Below are 15350 nucleotides of genomic sequence, written 5' to 3'. Positions count from 1 at the left end.
CTAGTTCGAAAGCATGCGATCGACCCAGCCGAGGAAGCCGCCTTCGGCCCGCACTGGCTCCAGCGCCTTCGCCGGCACCGATGCGGCGCGCTGGGTGTGGGCGCGCGGCGGCAGATATTTGTTGGTCGGGCGATATCCGAGTTCCGGCATCAGGTCGACGCCACCACGCTCCGCCACCAGTTGCGAGACGGCCGACTGAGGATCGCCGAGATCGCCGAAATGGCGGGCGCTGGTCGGGCAGGCAGCGACGCAGGCCGGCACGCGGTCGTCTTCGGCCAGATTGTCATTGTAGATGCGGTCGATGCACAGCGTGCATTTCTTCATCACGCCGACATCACTGTCGAACTCGCGCGCCCCATAGGGGCAGGCCCAGCTGCACAATTTGCAGCCGATGCATTTGTCCTCGTCGATCAGCACGATGCCGTCCGATGCCCGCTTGTAGGAGGCGCCGGTCGGACAGACGGTGACGCAGGCCGGCGTCTCGCAATGCAGGCAGGAGCGCGGGAAGTTCACGGTGCGGCCGCCCATCTCGGTCGTGTGCTCATAGCTGTGCACGCGGTTGAACCAGACGCCGTCGACGTTACCACCATAAGGGTCGATGTCGGTCAGGGGCGCCATGTGGCCACCGGTGTTCCATTCCTTGCAGGCGGTGACGCAGGCCTGGCAGCCGACGCAGGTGTCGAGATCGATGACCAGGCCGAGTTTTTTGCCGGTTTGACTTGGAACACAGGTCATTCGGCCGCCTCTCTTGCTCGCCGAAACTCGGCACCGAAACGAAGCGTGTCGGGCGAAGGTTCGAAATGCGGCGGCAGGTGGAAACGCTCGAATTGCGGCTCGGTGAAACCAGCTTCCTCATCAGCGCATTTGACGATGCGCACGCGCAGGTCGAACCATGCCGCCTGGCCGGTCACCGGATCGGAATTCGAATAGCGTTTGCCCTGCTTGTCGGCCGAGGTCTGGTCGCCGATGATGTGGTTGAGCAGGAAGCCGCGATTGCTCTCGGCGGCATCATCTTTCAGGCCCCAGCTACCGCGCCTCTTGCCGATCGCGTTCCAGGTCCAGACCGTGCTTTCGTTCACCCCGTCGATCAGCTTGATCTGCCCCTTCACCCTGCCATTGATGCTTTCGATCCAGACCCAGTCGTCATCTACCAGACCGAGGCTGGCGCCGGTCCGGTGATGCACGAACAGCCGGTTCTGGCTGGTGATCTGCCGCAGCCACGCATTCTGCGAACCCCAGGAATGGTACATGTGCATCGGCCGCTGCGTCAGCGCATGCAGCGGATATTTTTCGAGGTCGACGGCCGCTTCCTCGAACGGCACGTACCAGAACGGCAGCGGGTCCATGTAGGTCTCGATGCGCTGGCGTTCGCTCTCGGGCGGCACCACCCGGCCATGACCACGCGCGGCGAGTCGAAAGCGCTGCAATGGCTCGGAGTAGAGCTGGAAGACGATCGGTTCCGCCTTGGTGATGAAACCCATGCCCTCGGCGAAATCGAGATAGGAGCGGTTGGCCATCTTATAGTAGCGCTGCTCGTCAGTGAAATCGTGGTGCCAGAAGCCGCCATTGTCGATGTAGCGCTGCAACTGGTCCGGATTGGCGTCGCCCTTGCCGATCGCTGTGCCGTCCTTGCCGCGCCAGCCGGCTAGCGGGCCGATGCCCGGCGTGCGCTCATGATTGACGATGTAGTCGGCATAGTCGGCATACTTGGCCGATCCGTCGTCCTTGACGAAACAGGGCAGGCCGAGCCGCGCACCCAGTTCGATCAGCACCGATTGGAACGGCCTGACGTCGCGGTCTGGCTCGACGACGGGATGGCGGATGGCGTCGCCCGGCCCGTCCGCATGGCTGATGGGCCGGTCGAGCAGGCTGATGCAGTCGTGGCGCTCGAGATAGGTGGTGTCCGGCAGCACGAGGTCGGCGAACGGCACGGTCTCGGAATAATAGGCGTCGGAATAGATGATGAAGGGGATCTTGTAGCGGCCCTCCTCGTCATAGTCGGTCAGCATGGCAATGGTCTCGACGGTGTTCATCGAGGAATTCCAGGCCATGTTCGACATGTACAGTATCAGCGTGTCGATCTTATAGGGATCGCCGGCCCAGGCATTGCGGATGACGGTGTGCATCAGGCCGTGGGCGGCCAGCGGCGCGTCCCAGGAATAGGCCTTGTCGATGCGGGTCGGCGTTCCGGCTTCATCGACCAGCAGATCGTCCGGCCCGCAGACGAAGCCGAGCGGCATGCCGTCGAGTGGCGTCATCGGCTTGACGCTCTTGCCGGCCGGCTTCGGGCCCGGCGGCGCCGATCTGGGGTAGGGCGGCTTGAAGCGGAAGCCGCCGGGGACATCCACCGTGCCCAGAAGCACTTGCAGCAGATGGATGGCGCGGCAGGTGTGAAAGCCGTTCGAATGGGCTGAGATCCCGCGCATGGCATGCATCGAAACGGGCCGGCCCTTGATCGTCTCGTGCCGGCGCCCGGCCCAGTCGGTCCAGGCGATAGGCAGTTCGATAGCCTGTTCGAAGGCGACATGGGCAAGTTCGGCGGCGATCCGGCGGATCGTATCGGCGGCAATGCCGCAGCGCTCCGCGACCGCATCCGGCGCGTAGCTGTCATCCAGGTAGCGGTCGGCGATCAGCTGGAACACCGGTGTGCAGCGGCGGCCGCCGACTTCGAAGCTGCCGGTCAGCGCCGGCTTTGCTTCCGGGTCAGCTGCCTTGACGGAGGTCTTCGCCACCCTGTCCCAGGCCAGCGGATTTCCGTCGGCGTCGCGCACGAACAACCCGTCGTCGGGGGCGCCGGGCTCCTGCACGACGAGGACATGGGCGTTGGTGTAGCGGAGCAAATAATCGAGATCGACGCGGCCGGCTTTCAGCAGTTCGTGGATGAGCGCGAAGACGAACAGGCCGTCGGTACCTGGCCGGAGGCCGATCCAGTCGTCGGCAATGGCATTGTAGCCGGTGCGGCACGGATTGATCGACACCACCTTGGCGCCGCGCGCCTTGAGCTTGCCCAGCCCGATCTTGATCGGATTGGAATCATGGTCCTCGGCAACGCCGAACAGCATGAAATATCTTGTGTTGTCCCAGTCGGGCTCGCCGAACTCCCAAAACGAGCCGCCGATCGTGTAGAGCCCGCCCGCCGCCATATTGACCGAACAGAAGCCCCCATGGGCGGCGAAATTCGGCGTGCCGAACTGGCTCGCCCACCAGCCGGTGAGAGACTGCGACTGGTCGCGCCCGGTGAAGAAGGCGAGTTTCTTGGGATCGGTTCGGCGGATGGCCGAGAGCCGTTCGGTGGCGATCGCCAATGCTTCTTCCCACTCGATCTCGCGGAACTCGCCGGAACCGCGCGGGCCGATGCGCAGCAAGGGCTTCTTCAGCCGGGCCGGGCTGTAGTGCTGCATGATGCCGGAACTGCCCTTGCCGCAGATCACGCCACGATTGATCGGATGGTCCTTGTTGCCGTTGATATAGCGGACCTTGCCATCCTTGATGTGCACGTCGATGCCGCAGCGGCAGGCGCACATGTAGCAGGTCGTCTTGGCGATGCTGTCGGAAACGCTTGGCGAGGTCTCGACGCCATCGCCTTCATCGGGCGCGCGCGTGTCGGCAAGCGGGCGTTGCGATGGGGCCGAATTTGCGCCGCGGCGCGGTTCGTGGATCATGGGCTGGTGGTGCCCGCGCGGCCGGCGGACTTGGCGCGCGTCTTCGGCCCGGGGCCGCGCATGTAATGCTCCTCAGGGTGATAGCGATCGCCGGCCAGCCGCCGCCTCATGCCACGGGCCCAATGGGCAAACAGGGATCTGAACCGCCCGATCATTTTATGCGCTGCGACCTGAAGGCCAATTTTTTCTAACTTCGCCTGAAAAAGTAGAATAAAGCTATCGATCCGTCTAATCAGTTGTTCTTGTAAATTCGATCGATATTGGTTCTTAATGCCCGCATGACTCTGGACCAACTGCGCATTTTCGTCGCCGTCGCCGAACGCGGCCACATGACCAAGGCGGCGGAGCTTTTGGGCATTTCCCAGTCGGCGGCATCGGCCGCCATCCGCGCCCTTGAAGAGCAGCACGGCGTCCATCTGTTCAACCGAGTCGGCCGCAACATCGAACTCGCCCAGACCGGTCACCGTTTCCTGCCGGAGGCCAAGGCCGTGCTCGAGCGAGCCGCCGCAGCCCGCAATGTGCTGGAGCATGTCTCGCAGACGGTCGCCGGCAGCCTCTCGATCGCCGCCAGCCTGACCATCGCCAGCTACTGGCTGCCGCGTCGGCTGGCGTCTTTCCACGAAGCCTACCCCGCGGTGCGCCTGAGCGTCAGCATCGGCAACACGAGACAGGTCGAGGCCAGCGTGCTGGATGGAACCGCCGATCTCGGCCTGGTCGAGGGGCGCACCGAATCCGACATATTGCGCCGTGCCAAGGTTGACACCGACCGGCTGATGCTGGTCGTCGCTGCGTCACATCCCGAGATCACCGAAATTTCGCCGGGCCGGCCAGATATCAGGGGCCTGCGCTGGATCATCCGCGAGGGCGGTTCGGGCACGCGCGAGGTGCTGGAGGATCTGGCCCGGCGTGAGGGGATTTCGCTTGCTGACCTGCAGGTGTTCCTGGTGCTGCCCAGCAACGAGGCGGTTCGCCAGGCGGTCGAGGCGGGTGCCGGCGCCACCATCATTTCGGAACTCGTCGTCGGGCGCGCCGTTGCCGAAGGCAGCCTGCGGTCCGTGCCGATCGAACTGCCGAAACGCGACTTCGCCATGATCACCCATCGCGATCGCCAGGCAAGCCTGGCCCAGATGGCGCTCAAGGCACATTTGGGTACCGAATCCGCTGGGAGCGGCTCAGCGTAGTTAGGCGAACTTGCGCTGGGCATCCAGCGCCAGGCCAAGCCCGACCGAACCGAACATGTCGCCGTCGATGACGGAAGCCTGCGGCACCAGCGACAGGATTTGTTGTCTCGCCAGCGGGATCGCGGTCGAGCCGCCGGTCAGGAACACGGCGGTGATGTCGGATGGCTTGACCTCCGCGTCGCGGATCGTCTGTCCGACCGTTTCGGTGACCCGCTCGATGTCCCGCGCGATCGTGGCGTCCAGCCCCTGGCGCGTGATCTCGGCGGCGAACGCCACGTCAGATAGCCTCACCGCGACTTCGGCCGATGATTGGTCGGTCAACTCGATCTTGGCCCTTTCGACCAACGCCGCCAGCGCGTGCCCGTATCGGTGCTCGACAATGTGGATGAAGCGATCGACGAGATCGGCGCGCGCGGCCTCGTAGCGGATCTGGCGCAGATGCGTCATCGCCTTGGCGGTGTAGACCAGGTTGATGCGCTGCCATGTCGCCAGATCGATGAAATAGCTGGCCGGCAGATTGCGCTTGCCGTCCTTTGTCGGGGTCAAATAGCCGAGCTGCGGCATCACATGCGCGATGCTGAGCAGCCGGTCGAAATCGGTGCCGCCGATATGGACACCCCTGCTGGCCAGGATATCGTCCTTGCGGTCGAGGGATCGGGCACGCTCCGGCGAGACGCGCACGACCGAAAAGTCAGACGTGCCCCCGCCCATATCGATGATCAGCGCCAGCTCCTCGCGCGTCACCCTCTGCTCGTAGTCGAGCGCCGCGGCGATCGGCTCGAATTGGAAAGCGATGTGCTTGAAGCCCTGGGCATGCGCGGCCTTTTCCAGGTCGCTCTGTGCGTTGGCGTCGGCTTGCGCATCGTCATCGACGAACTGCACCGGGCGGCCGAGCACCACGGTCTCGACCAGATCGCCGCCATCCTCTTCCAGCTTTTTCCTGAGATGCCCGAGGAACAGGCCGATGATCTCCATGAAGCCGATCGAGCGCGCCTTGATGCGGGTCTTTTCATGCGCCAGCGAGCTGCCGAGCACGCTCTTCAGCGAGCGCATCAGCCGGCCGTCCACGCTGTCGGTGTAGTTGGCGATGGCCTGGCGGCCAAAACAGATGCGGCCATCCTCGAAATTGAAGAATACCGCACTGGGCAGCGTGACCTGGCCGTCTTCAAGCGCGACGAGGTGGGGTTGCCCGTTGCGGACCACGCCGACCGTGGAGTTCGACGTGCCGAAATCGATACCGGCGAATGCTGGTCGCAAAGCAGCCTCCTCATTGGCGCCAGGCAGCGGATCGGCGCTCGCGGAAGAAGCGTGCGCTGCGGTTTCGGGCGACCGGACCGCTCTGCCGAATTTGAATTGTGCGTGCTTGCCCGTTGGGCGGGGAGGTGCGGTCTATAGCATGACGCGGGAAAGGGAAACCCCTTTTGGGCGCCTCAGTCCTTGCGGAAGATCAGCCTGCCGAGCCAGCCCGTCAGCATGGCCAGCGATATGGCGAAGACGCCATAGAGGAAGGAGTAGTTGTGGGCGACCCGGAAGATCGACTGTTCGAAACCGGATTTGCGGATTTCGAGCTGGGCCGAACTCTCCTTGATGAACAGGCCGCTCTTGAACAGGAACGCGCGCGCTTTATGGGTTCCAACCGGCACATTGGGCGCCAGCCTGACAGTGGCGCGGAAAAGGTTCTGTGACAGGAACTGCACGCCGCCGACATTCTCGCTGTAGAGGCCGGTGGCGGCCTTACGTTCGCGCAAGGCTGTAGTGAACTCCTCGATCGTCGCCGGGCTGTCGCCGGCGTCAGCCGGCTGCATGTAGAGGTTGGAGGCGCCGAGCGACAGCTGCTTGTAGCTGTTCGGTTCGGTGATGTCCTGCAGCGGCCGCGTCGTTGCCACCGAATAGGACATCGGCACGTTCTCGAATGTTTCGGAATCGAGATTGACCCAGACGCCGAGCACCCGGTCCTTGCGGCGCACCACCACCGGCTTGGGTGGCCCCTCGAGCACGACGATGACGTCGTAGCGGCCCTGGCGCGCGACCAGCGGGTCGGGGTTTTCCAGCGAGCCGAAAATGGTCAGGTCGGCACCGGAAAAGCCGGCGGTGATCGACACATTGTCGGTGGAGAGCCCGATCTGGATGCCTTCCGGCAGCGGCGTCTGTGCCTTGGCAGGTGCGACGACCGCAAGCAGTGACAGGAAAATGGCGGTTGCGAACGCTTTGCGGCCCGTCATCAGTTGAGGCCCAAGGCAGACAGCGAATAGAGATTGGGCGGGGTGACGAAAAGATCGATGGCAAGTCTGATCGCTACAGCCAGCACCAGCAAGGCCAGCAATGCCCTGAGCTGCTCGCCGCGCAGCCTCTGGCCGGCCTTGGCGCCATATTGCGCGCCGGCCACGCCACCCGCCATCAAAATGAAGGCCAGCACGACATCGACCGTCTGGTTGGTGGTGGCGTGGACCAGCGTGGTGTAGGCGGACGTGAAGATGATCTGGAACAGCGACGTGCCGATAACGACATTGGTCGGCACCTTGAGCAGATAGATCAGCGCCGGCACCATGATGAAGCCGCCGCCGACGCCCATGATCGACGACAGGAAGCCGATGCCGGCACCAAGGCCCAGCACGGGGATGACGCTGACGAACAGTTTTGACGCCCTGAAGCGCATCTTCAGCGGCAGCCGATGGATCCAGTTGTGCTGGCCGGATTTCTTCAACACCGGAGCGGCGCCACTGCGTGTGGCACGCAGCGCATTGATGCTCTCGACCAGCATCAGGCCGCCGACCGTGCCGAGCAGCACGACATAAAGCAGCGAGATGAACAGGTCGAGCTGGCCGAGCCTGCGCAGGAAGGCAAAGACGTAGATGCCGGCGGTGGAGCCGACGATGCCGCCGGCCAGAAGCACGCCGCCGAGCTTGAAGTCGAGGGTGCCGCGCTTCATATGCGAAAGCACGCCGGAGACGGAAGAGGCGATGACCTGGTTGGCGCCGGTGGCAACCGCGATCGCCGGGGGGATGTTGTAGAAGATCAGGAGCGGCGTGATGAGGAAGCCGCCGCCGACCCCGAACATGCCCGACAGGAAGCCCACCGCCGCACCCATGGCCAGCAGCACGAAGACGTTGACGGAAATTTCCGCAATCGGGAGATAGATGCCCACCCGTCAGTCTCGATCAGTTTGCCTGTCGGCGAATACAGCCGCTCTGAGCAGTCTCGCACCGAAAAGCCAATTTTTCCTTGCGCCGACGCGGCAGCGGGGCCAAACCCCGTCGCCGCGCCGAAACAAAAAATATCTCAATCAGTTAACAGGCAAATGTGTGGCGAGAGCGTCGTGGAAACGACGCTTCTCTGTTATTTGCGCGCCAGCAGCGCCCGGACCAGTTTTTCATCGACGGCGCCGGTTGCCGGCAGCTTGTTGTCGGTCTGGAAAGCGATGATCGCGTTCTTGGTCTTCTCGCCCATGACGCCGTCGGCGCCGCCGGCATCATAGCCGTTCTTATTGAGGATGAGCTGGATGTTCTTGACCGCCTTCTTCATGTCGATGCCGGCGGTCGTCTGCGGCGTGCCTTCCTGCCAGGATTCGGGAATGTCGGCCGAATTGGTCGCCGCATTGAGCGGCTTGGCCTTCCACAATTCGGTCGCGGCGCGCGCCCGCTCGAGCTGCTCGGGCCGCAGCGCGTTGGCGATCTCGTCGCGCTTGGCGGCCGCATCCTTGTCGCCGGTCTTGGCGACGAGCGCGAACCATTTGTAGGATTCCTCGAGGTTCTGCTTCATGCCGACGCCCTTGGCGGCGAGGATGCCGAGATTGAACTGGCTGTCCTTGACGCCGAGGTCGGCGGCCTCCTGGAACCAGTGCGCGGCCGATTCATTGTCGGTCACGCCGTCTGCGGCCATGGCGAAGAGCACGGCCAGATTGTGCATGGCGCTGGCGTTGCCCTGTTCGGCGGCGAGCTGGTACCAGGTCTTCGACTTCTTGATGTCGCGCGCGACGCCGATGCCCTTCTCGTAGAAATTGCCGATGCGGTATTCGGCCGGCGCAAAGCCGAGTTCCGCCGATTTCTCGTACCATTTCGCGGCTGCCGCCATGTCTTCCTTGACGCCGCGCGACTCGGCGTAGCGCGAGCCGATCTCGAACAGCGCCTTGGCGTCGCCACCGGCGGCGGCATCGCGCAGCGCGGCCGGGCCTGCATCGGCCGGAATGTCGAACTTGGCTGCCGCTGCCGGCGCAGGAGCATCCGTCGGCGCAACCGCACCGGTGGTGTCCTTGGAGGTGGCCCCGTTGGCCGCCGTTGGCGCGGCCACGACCGGCTTGGCATCCGCATCCGTCGCTTGCGCACCGCCGGTGACAGCGGCCGGCTCTGAAGCCGTCGCATCCATCGGGGTCGTTGCAATGGGCGCAGCTGGCGCCGGAGCGACTGAAGCCATCGCGTCAGTGCTCGGGCCAGAAGAGGCGGCCGAAGCCGCGGGCTCTGCAACCGGCGCCGTATTCGCCATGGCATCCGTGTCCGACGGCATGGCCATAACGGGCTGCGCGGCCATGTCGTCCTTGCTTGCCGGCACCGACGGTTCGGCCTGCCTGACGGCACGGGCCGGTGCGCTGTCCGTTGCTGCCGGCTGAGTTTCCGCCTTAGGCGGGCTAGCCGTGTCGACGGATGCCGTTTGCACCGGCTGCGCGGCAACGATTGGTGCCGCGTCGTTGCTGGCCATCTGGGCCGGATCCGAGAGAAACGCCTTGCCGAGCTGCAGGCCGGCAAGCGCCAGCATGATCGCCGCCGCGGCCATCAGGATCGGCTTGCGTCGCGCCTTGAGCAGGTCGCCGATCCTGAGCGCTTTCACTGGCCCCTTCACCGTCGACTGGCGCTTCAAGGCGTCGGCCTCCGCGGCGGCAGCCTGCGCCGCGCGCCGCGCGGCAGCGATGAAATCCGATTTCGCGGCGTCGCTTTCGCTCAGCTTGGCCGGCTGACCGCGCTCGTCGCGCACCCGCTTCATGATCGCATTGAGATCGGGCGCGCCAGAACCGGGTTCCAGCGGTCGGTTGGCCACTTTCGGATCGAGCGGCTCGTCGAGATCGACACTCGGTATGTCGACGCTTGGCGCCGAGCCGGCCAGCGGCGGAACATCCGCCGCCTTCTTGCCCTTGAAGGCGCGTGCCAGCCCGCCGAACATCGATTTGCGGCCTGCCGGCTGGTCTTTCTCGGCAATGGTGTCGGAGCCGAGTGCGGCGATGGCGGCGGCAGCGGCGGCTTCCGCCGGCGAGCGAGTGCCCAAGTCACCCCGCGGGTCGCTGCGCGTGCCCAGGTCGCTACGCGTACCGAAATCGCCACGCGGCCCCGGGTCGCTACGCGAACCCGGCTCGTTGCCCAATATGGCGGCGGCGCGGCCGTCGAGATCGGCCATGTCGCCGGTCAGCGGCATCGGCTCGTCGATATCCAGGGAAGGCGCCTCGACAGCCATCTTGGCGGTCCGTGTACGGCGCTTGCCGACCGCCTCGTCCTGGCGCGTGTCCAGAAGCTGGCTTACCGCCTCGGACGGTTCGTTGGTCTCCAGCGAACCCAGCCTGTCGACGATCTTGAGCAGCGTGTCGTGGATGGCCTCGAAAGTTCGCGAATTGCGCTCGTCGGAACGCCGCGTCAGCGTTTCCAGCGTCTTCAGGTCCTGGGCGAGCCCGGAAACTGCTGACGCGTTGGCGTTCGACCCAGCCAGCGAACGCACCGCGTTCTCGGCCGCCTCGCGTGCCGCGCCGAGGATGGAATCGCGGGTCCCGGCCAGTGTCTTCTCGATATCGTTGAGGCGCGGGCTGATGTCTTCGAATTCCGGCAGCGGCGTGCTGGGCCTGGAAAGATGGGCGGACAGGCCGGCGACCTGCGCCTCCAGGCTGCGGATCAGCGCCGGATCGATACCGGCCACCTGGGCCGCCGATGCGTCGAGCCGGCTGGAGATGTCCTCGAGCCGGCTTTCCAGTCCACGGATCGCCGCTTCGCCGGCAGGATCGGGAGCGCGCGTCTCCATGCGCGTGGCGAGTGCGGTGAAGCGGGCATCGATGGCTTCCATGATGCCGGCGCTGTCGACTTGCGGCGCGATGCGCTGGTCGAGCCGGTCGGCAACTTCGTCCAGGCGCCGCTCGAGATCGCGAAACAGCATGTTGCCCTGTTCGATGGCGTCGCCCTGGCGGCGTTCCATCATGCTGGACAGCACATCGAAGCGCTGCTCAAGCCCCTGGAAGATGTAGTCGGCATCGGGCATGGCCGGCGCCTGGTCGATCTTGTCGGCGATGAGGGTGATCTGCTTGGCCAGCCGTTCCATTGCCTGTTCGGGCAAATTGGCGCGGCCGGCGAGTTCGTCGACCCGACTCGACAGCGTGCCCAGGCGATCCATGACCGCATTGCCGGGGTGGTCCTGCGCCACTTCCTCAATCTGCCGGGCAAGCGAGTCGATCCGCTTTTCGATGCGTTCAAAGGCTTCATGGTCGACCGAATTGGCCTGTGCCGCCACGGTCGAGGCAACGATGGCGCGGGAAATCTCGTCCAGCCGCTCGTCGATCATGGCAAGCGTATCGCTGCCGCGATTGTCCTGCTGGCCCGCGAAGTGTTCGACGGCGCCGGCCAGCGTACGGACCTTTTCCTCGAGCGAGCGCAGCGACAGCGATTCCGGTAAATTGTTGACGGCGTTGCTGATCTGCTCCAGCCGGTCGGTCAGGGCCGCAAGGGCGGGATCGTCGGAACGTTTGCGCTGGTCGGCGTCGACGCGGTCCTCGAAAGCCGTCCAGCGGCGGTCGAAGTCGTCCCAGCGGCGGTCGACCTTCTGCACGCTCTCCTCGCGCGCCAGCGTGTCGAGCGCGGCCTTGACCTGCTCGAGCTCCAGCCGCAGCAGGTTGACGCTTCTGTCGTCGCTCTTCTCCGATAGCGTTTTGATGGCGCCGGAAAGCCGTTCGAATTCGACGCCGAGTTCGGCGCTGCCCTTGCCTGCCGCGCCGGGCTTGGCGTTCGCCTGGAAGGCGCGATCAATATCCTTGCGTAGCGCATCGAATTCGCGCTGCAGGCCCGCCGTCATCTGGTGGCGCAGCTCCTCGCGCATGCCGCGCAACTCGCCGGCGATCTTGCCGACCATGGCGACGCTGTCTTCCTGGCCACGCACGCGGTCGATGTCGCGGGCGATGGCCTGGTAGTTCTGGTCGAAGGCGGGAGCCGGTGCCGGGTTCTGCGGGCGCGGCGCTGGCGGCTGCGGGTCCTCGTACCAGCGCTGCTGGGCGGTCGGTTGCGTGGCGGGATAACGCGGCTCCGTAGTGGGGGAGCGCGGATCGGTGGCTGGATAGCGCGGGTCGGCGCCGTATTGGCGTGGAGCGGGACTCGCCGTCACCTCCTCGCGCGTCTGCCCCAGTCGCTGTTCCAGCGTCTCCAGCGAGCGGTTCAATTGCTCGAGCGTGGTCTGCGGCCTGCGCTGCCTGCCGGCGTTGAGTGTGTCGAGATAGGACCGCTTGCTGTTCATCTGTGCGTCCGTCTTTCAGATTGGCCGGCTTGCGACCAGCTCCCCAAGTCCCTGCCGGAACGAAGGCGACCGCGCTTCCATGCCACGGTGGAAGACAAGCTTCCCGGGGGTCTCACCCGCGCTCCGAAAAACCGTGAAAAATTCGATACAGGATAAACACGGGTAGCCGACGCGCCCACATTTCCCCCAACGTGGTAAACAACGCGTTAACCAAGCTTAAGAAGTTGCAAGGAAGTTGGCTGTCGGCGTCCGCGCTGCGGCATAAAGCACCTTCTCAGAACGCCCCTTGCGTCATGAGGCGGCTATCGGTATAGAATTGACGTAAACGTAAAAGGCGCATTTGAGTGTGCTGTTTGCGATTTTGTTTGTCGAAACCACGGCCGGAAGCACGCCCCCGCTTCCAGTCAGGCGACGCATGGTCGAGGACCGCGACGCCACCAGACGGGGAAAGCCAGTGACCATGAAGCTTATCTCGGCCGGCGAGACCGCGGCCAATACCAACAATGCATCTATCGAAGCCGGTGAGGATCTCGTCCGCATCGGCGAAATGGCCAAGAAATACGGCGTGACGCTGCGCACGCTGCGTTTCTACGAAGACAAGGGCCTGCTCAACCCGCAGCGCGACGGTTCGACCCGTCTCTACACGCGCCGCGACAAGGCCCGGCTGAAGCTGATCCTGCTCGGCCGCAAGGTCGGGTTCTCGCTGCGCGACGTCAAGCAGATGATGGATCTCTACGATCCGACCGGTTCCAACACCAAGCAGCTGCGGCTGGCGCTGGACAAGTCGGAGAAGCAGCTTGCCCGCCTGCAGAAGCAGCGGGCGCTGATCGACGACGCCATCAACGAGCTCTCCGGCTCGATGTCGGCGGTGCGCCAGATGTTGACCGAGCGCACGGCGCCGCAGGCGAGCGTCGCGAGCTAAACTGCCGGTTCCGACTCTGTCGGATTTCTGACTATCTAAGCCGCGTGGCTTTGCCGCGCGGCTTTTTCGTTGTCCTTCATCTGCCCAATTGGTCCCTTGGCGCTGGCCTGCACGGAGTTGCGCCGATAGGCTCCTCAAGCATGGGCGGGGCGGAAATCTTGTCGCATCGAAAAAATTGACGTTTACGCAAACGTCAATTTTTGCTATCTCCGCCTCAACACGGGTCCGCATGCTGCCCTGACATGAATTCGGGGGCTTTCGGACCAGGTCCGCAGGGTGGAGAAAAAGCATGCCGACATACAGGGCTCCGGTCCAGGATACGCTGTTCGTCCTCAACGAGGTGCTGGGCTATCAGCGCTATTCCAACCTTCCCGGATTTGCCGACGCCACGCCCGACGTGCTGGAGGCGATCCTCGCCGAAGGCGCCAAGCTCGCCGAAAACGTCATGCATCCGCTCAACCGTGTCGGCGACATGGAAGGCTGCGTGCGCCACGACGACGGCTCGGTAACGACGCCCCAAGGGGTTCAAGGAAGCTTTTGACCAGTATCGCGAAGGCGGCTGGATGGGGCTTGCGGCACCGGTCGAGTTCGGTGGCCAGGGCCTGCCCTATGCCGTGCACACCGCAGTCGCCGAATACATGGTATCGGCCAATATGTCGCTGATGATGTATCCGGGCCTGACCCAGGGCGCGATCGCGGCGATCATCACCCACGGCACTGACGAGCAGAAGGCCAAATGGCTGCCGAAGATGGTCGAGGGTTCCTGGACCGGCACCATGAACCTGACCGAGCCGCATTGCGGCACCGATCTCGGCCTGCTGCGCACCAAGGCGGTGCCGAATGGCGATGGCACCTACAAAATCTCGGGCCAGAAGATTTTCATCTCGGCCGGCGAGCACGACATGTCGGACAACATCGTTCATCTGGTGCTGGCCCGCATCGAGGGCGCTCCGGAAGGCGTCAAAGGCATTTCGCTATTCATCGTGCCGAAGCTCAAGCTCGACGCATCGGGCAATCCGGGGACAAGAAACACGCTCTCCTGCGGCTCGATCGAGGAGAAGATGGGCATCCACGGCAATTCGACCTGCGTCATGAATTATGACGAGGCCGAAGGCACGCTGCTCGGCGAAGCCAATGGCGGCCTCAAGGCGATGTTCACGATGATGAACGAGGCGCGGCTCGGCGTCGGCCTGCAGGGCCTGTCACTGTCGGAGATCGCCTACCAGAACGCCGTCGCCTACGCCAAGGACCGCTTGCAGGGCCGTTCGCTCTCAGGCGCGAAGGCTCCCGACAAGAAGGCCGACCCGATCATCGTCCATCCCGACATCCGCCGCTCGCTGATGACCATGAAGGCCTTCAATGAGGCTGGTCGCGCGCTGGCGCTGTGGACAGCCATCAAGTCCGACATCGCCCACCGCTCCGCCGACGACAAGGACCGCCAGGCGGCCGACGACTACACCGGGCTGATGACGCCGGTGGTCAAGGGCGTGCTCACCGACAAGGGTTTTGATCACGCCGTGATGGCCCAGCAGGTGTTCGGCGGTCACGGCTACATCGAAGAGCACGGCATGAGCCAGTTCGTGCGCGATGCCCGTATCGCCATGATCTATGAGGGCGCCAACGGCATCCAGGCGCTCGACCTCGTCGGCCGCAAGCTCGGTCTGAATGGCGGCCGCGCCATCCAGGCCTTCTTCAAGGAGGTCGGCGAATTCTGCGAGGAAAACCGCGCTGACGAGAAGATGGCGCCGTTCACCAAGGGGCTGAAGAAGGGCCTCAACGATCTGCAGGCGGCAACGATGTGGCTGGTGCAGAACGGCATGGCCAGGCCCGACAATGCCGGTGCGGCCTCGACCGACTACATGCATCTCTTCGGCCTCGTGGCGCTGGGTTATATGTGGGCGCAGATGGCCAAGGCGGCACAGGGCAAGACCGGCGCCAACGGCTCCCAGTCTTTCTACGACAACAAGGTGGTGACGGCCCGCTTCTTCATGGAGCGGATCATGCCGGAGACCTCGGCGCACCTCGCTCGTATTTCGAGTGGTGCGGACACGCTAATGGCGCTGCCTGCTGAAGCGTTCTAGGTTCGGCGGGCCGGCAGCGCCGGCCCACAATGTC

The 15350-nt window shown here is 64.4% G+C and carries 9 protein-coding genes and 1 pseudogene; 3 read left to right on the top strand and 7 right to left on the bottom strand.

Annotated features, from left to right (window positions below):
* From AC56QX_RS01340 to AC56QX_RS01330, 3 genes are read right to left on the bottom strand one after another with little or no spacing between them, the layout of a single operon-like run.
* On the bottom strand, positions 1–735 hold the full coding sequence (locus tag AC56QX_RS01340) for a 4Fe-4S dicluster domain-containing protein (RefSeq protein WP_497113370.1): 735 nt from the start codon (positions 733–735) through the stop codon (positions 1–3).
* Positions 732–3662: a molybdopterin oxidoreductase family protein gene (locus tag AC56QX_RS01335; RefSeq protein WP_497113369.1), complete on the bottom strand. Its 2931-nt coding sequence runs from the start codon at positions 3660–3662 to the stop codon at positions 732–734. Before AC56QX_RS01335 ends, AC56QX_RS01340 begins: the two co-directional genes overlap by 4 nt.
* On the bottom strand, positions 3659–3955 hold the full coding sequence (locus tag AC56QX_RS01330; protein WP_497118076.1) for a hypothetical protein: 297 nt from the start codon (positions 3953–3955) through the stop codon (positions 3659–3661). Before AC56QX_RS01330 ends, AC56QX_RS01335 begins: the two co-directional genes overlap by 4 nt.
* Between AC56QX_RS01330 and AC56QX_RS01325 the strand changes: the two genes are divergently transcribed.
* Entirely contained in the window at positions 3941–4843 is a 903-nt protein-coding gene (locus AC56QX_RS01325; protein ID WP_497113368.1) for a LysR substrate-binding domain-containing protein, read from the top strand. The genes AC56QX_RS01330 and AC56QX_RS01325 overlap by 15 nt on opposite strands.
* Here AC56QX_RS01325 and AC56QX_RS01320 read toward each other — a convergent pair whose 3' ends face one another.
* The 4 genes from AC56QX_RS01320 to AC56QX_RS01305 form a co-directional block, all read right to left on the bottom strand.
* A complete protein-coding gene (locus AC56QX_RS01320) occupies positions 4844–6100 on the bottom strand; it encodes an Hsp70 family protein (protein WP_497113367.1) in 1257 nt (418 codons plus the stop codon).
* Between the two features lie 173 nt (positions 6101–6273).
* Positions 6274–7065, bottom strand: a complete 792-nt coding sequence (locus AC56QX_RS01315; protein ID WP_477441166.1) for a TIGR02186 family protein — start codon at positions 7063–7065, stop codon at positions 6274–6276.
* Complete coding sequence (locus AC56QX_RS01310; RefSeq protein ID WP_027043492.1) at positions 7065–7988, bottom strand: sulfite exporter TauE/SafE family protein; 924 nt, start codon at positions 7986–7988, stop codon at positions 7065–7067. Before AC56QX_RS01310 ends, AC56QX_RS01315 begins: the two co-directional genes overlap by 1 nt.
* A gap of 191 nt (positions 7989–8179) precedes the next feature.
* Complete coding sequence (locus tag AC56QX_RS01305) at positions 8180–12313, bottom strand: peptidoglycan-binding protein (RefSeq protein ID WP_497113366.1); 4134 nt, start codon at positions 12311–12313, stop codon at positions 8180–8182.
* Positions 12314–12773: 460 nt separating this feature from the next.
* Between AC56QX_RS01305 and AC56QX_RS01300 the strand changes: the two genes are divergently transcribed.
* Positions 12774–13235, top strand: coding sequence for a MerR family transcriptional regulator (locus AC56QX_RS01300; RefSeq protein ID WP_172234990.1), 462 nt, complete (start codon positions 12774–12776; stop codon positions 13233–13235).
* A gap of 289 nt (positions 13236–13524) precedes the next feature.
* Positions 13525–15316 (top strand): annotated as a pseudogene (locus tag AC56QX_RS01295) (acyl-CoA dehydrogenase).
* Positions 15317–15350 lie beyond the last annotated feature (34 nt).

The organism is Mesorhizobium sp. RCAM 06353 (assembly GCF_059683585.1).
This window is presented reverse-complemented; position numbering and strand designations above follow the sequence as displayed.

Excerpts from the sequence above, each read along its gene's own strand:
- AC56QX_RS01325 (WP_497113368.1), top strand. The coding sequence starts at position 3,941 with ATGACTCTGGACCAACTGCGCATTTTCGTCGCCGTCGCCGAACGCGGC.
- AC56QX_RS01305 (WP_497113366.1), bottom strand. The coding sequence starts at position 12,313 with ATGAACAGCAAGCGGTCCTATCTCGACACACTCAACGCCGGCAGGCAG.
- AC56QX_RS01335 (WP_497113369.1), bottom strand. The coding sequence starts at position 3,662 with ATGATCCACGAACCGCGCCGCGGCGCAAATTCGGCCCCATCGCAACGC.
- AC56QX_RS01340 (WP_497113370.1), bottom strand. The coding sequence starts at position 735 with ATGACCTGTGTTCCAAGTCAAACCGGCAAAAAACTCGGCCTGGTCATC.
- AC56QX_RS01315 (WP_477441166.1), bottom strand. The coding sequence starts at position 7,065 with ATGACGGGCCGCAAAGCGTTCGCAACCGCCATTTTCCTGTCACTGCTT.
- AC56QX_RS01300 (WP_172234990.1), top strand. The coding sequence starts at position 12,774 with ATGAAGCTTATCTCGGCCGGCGAGACCGCGGCCAATACCAACAATGCA.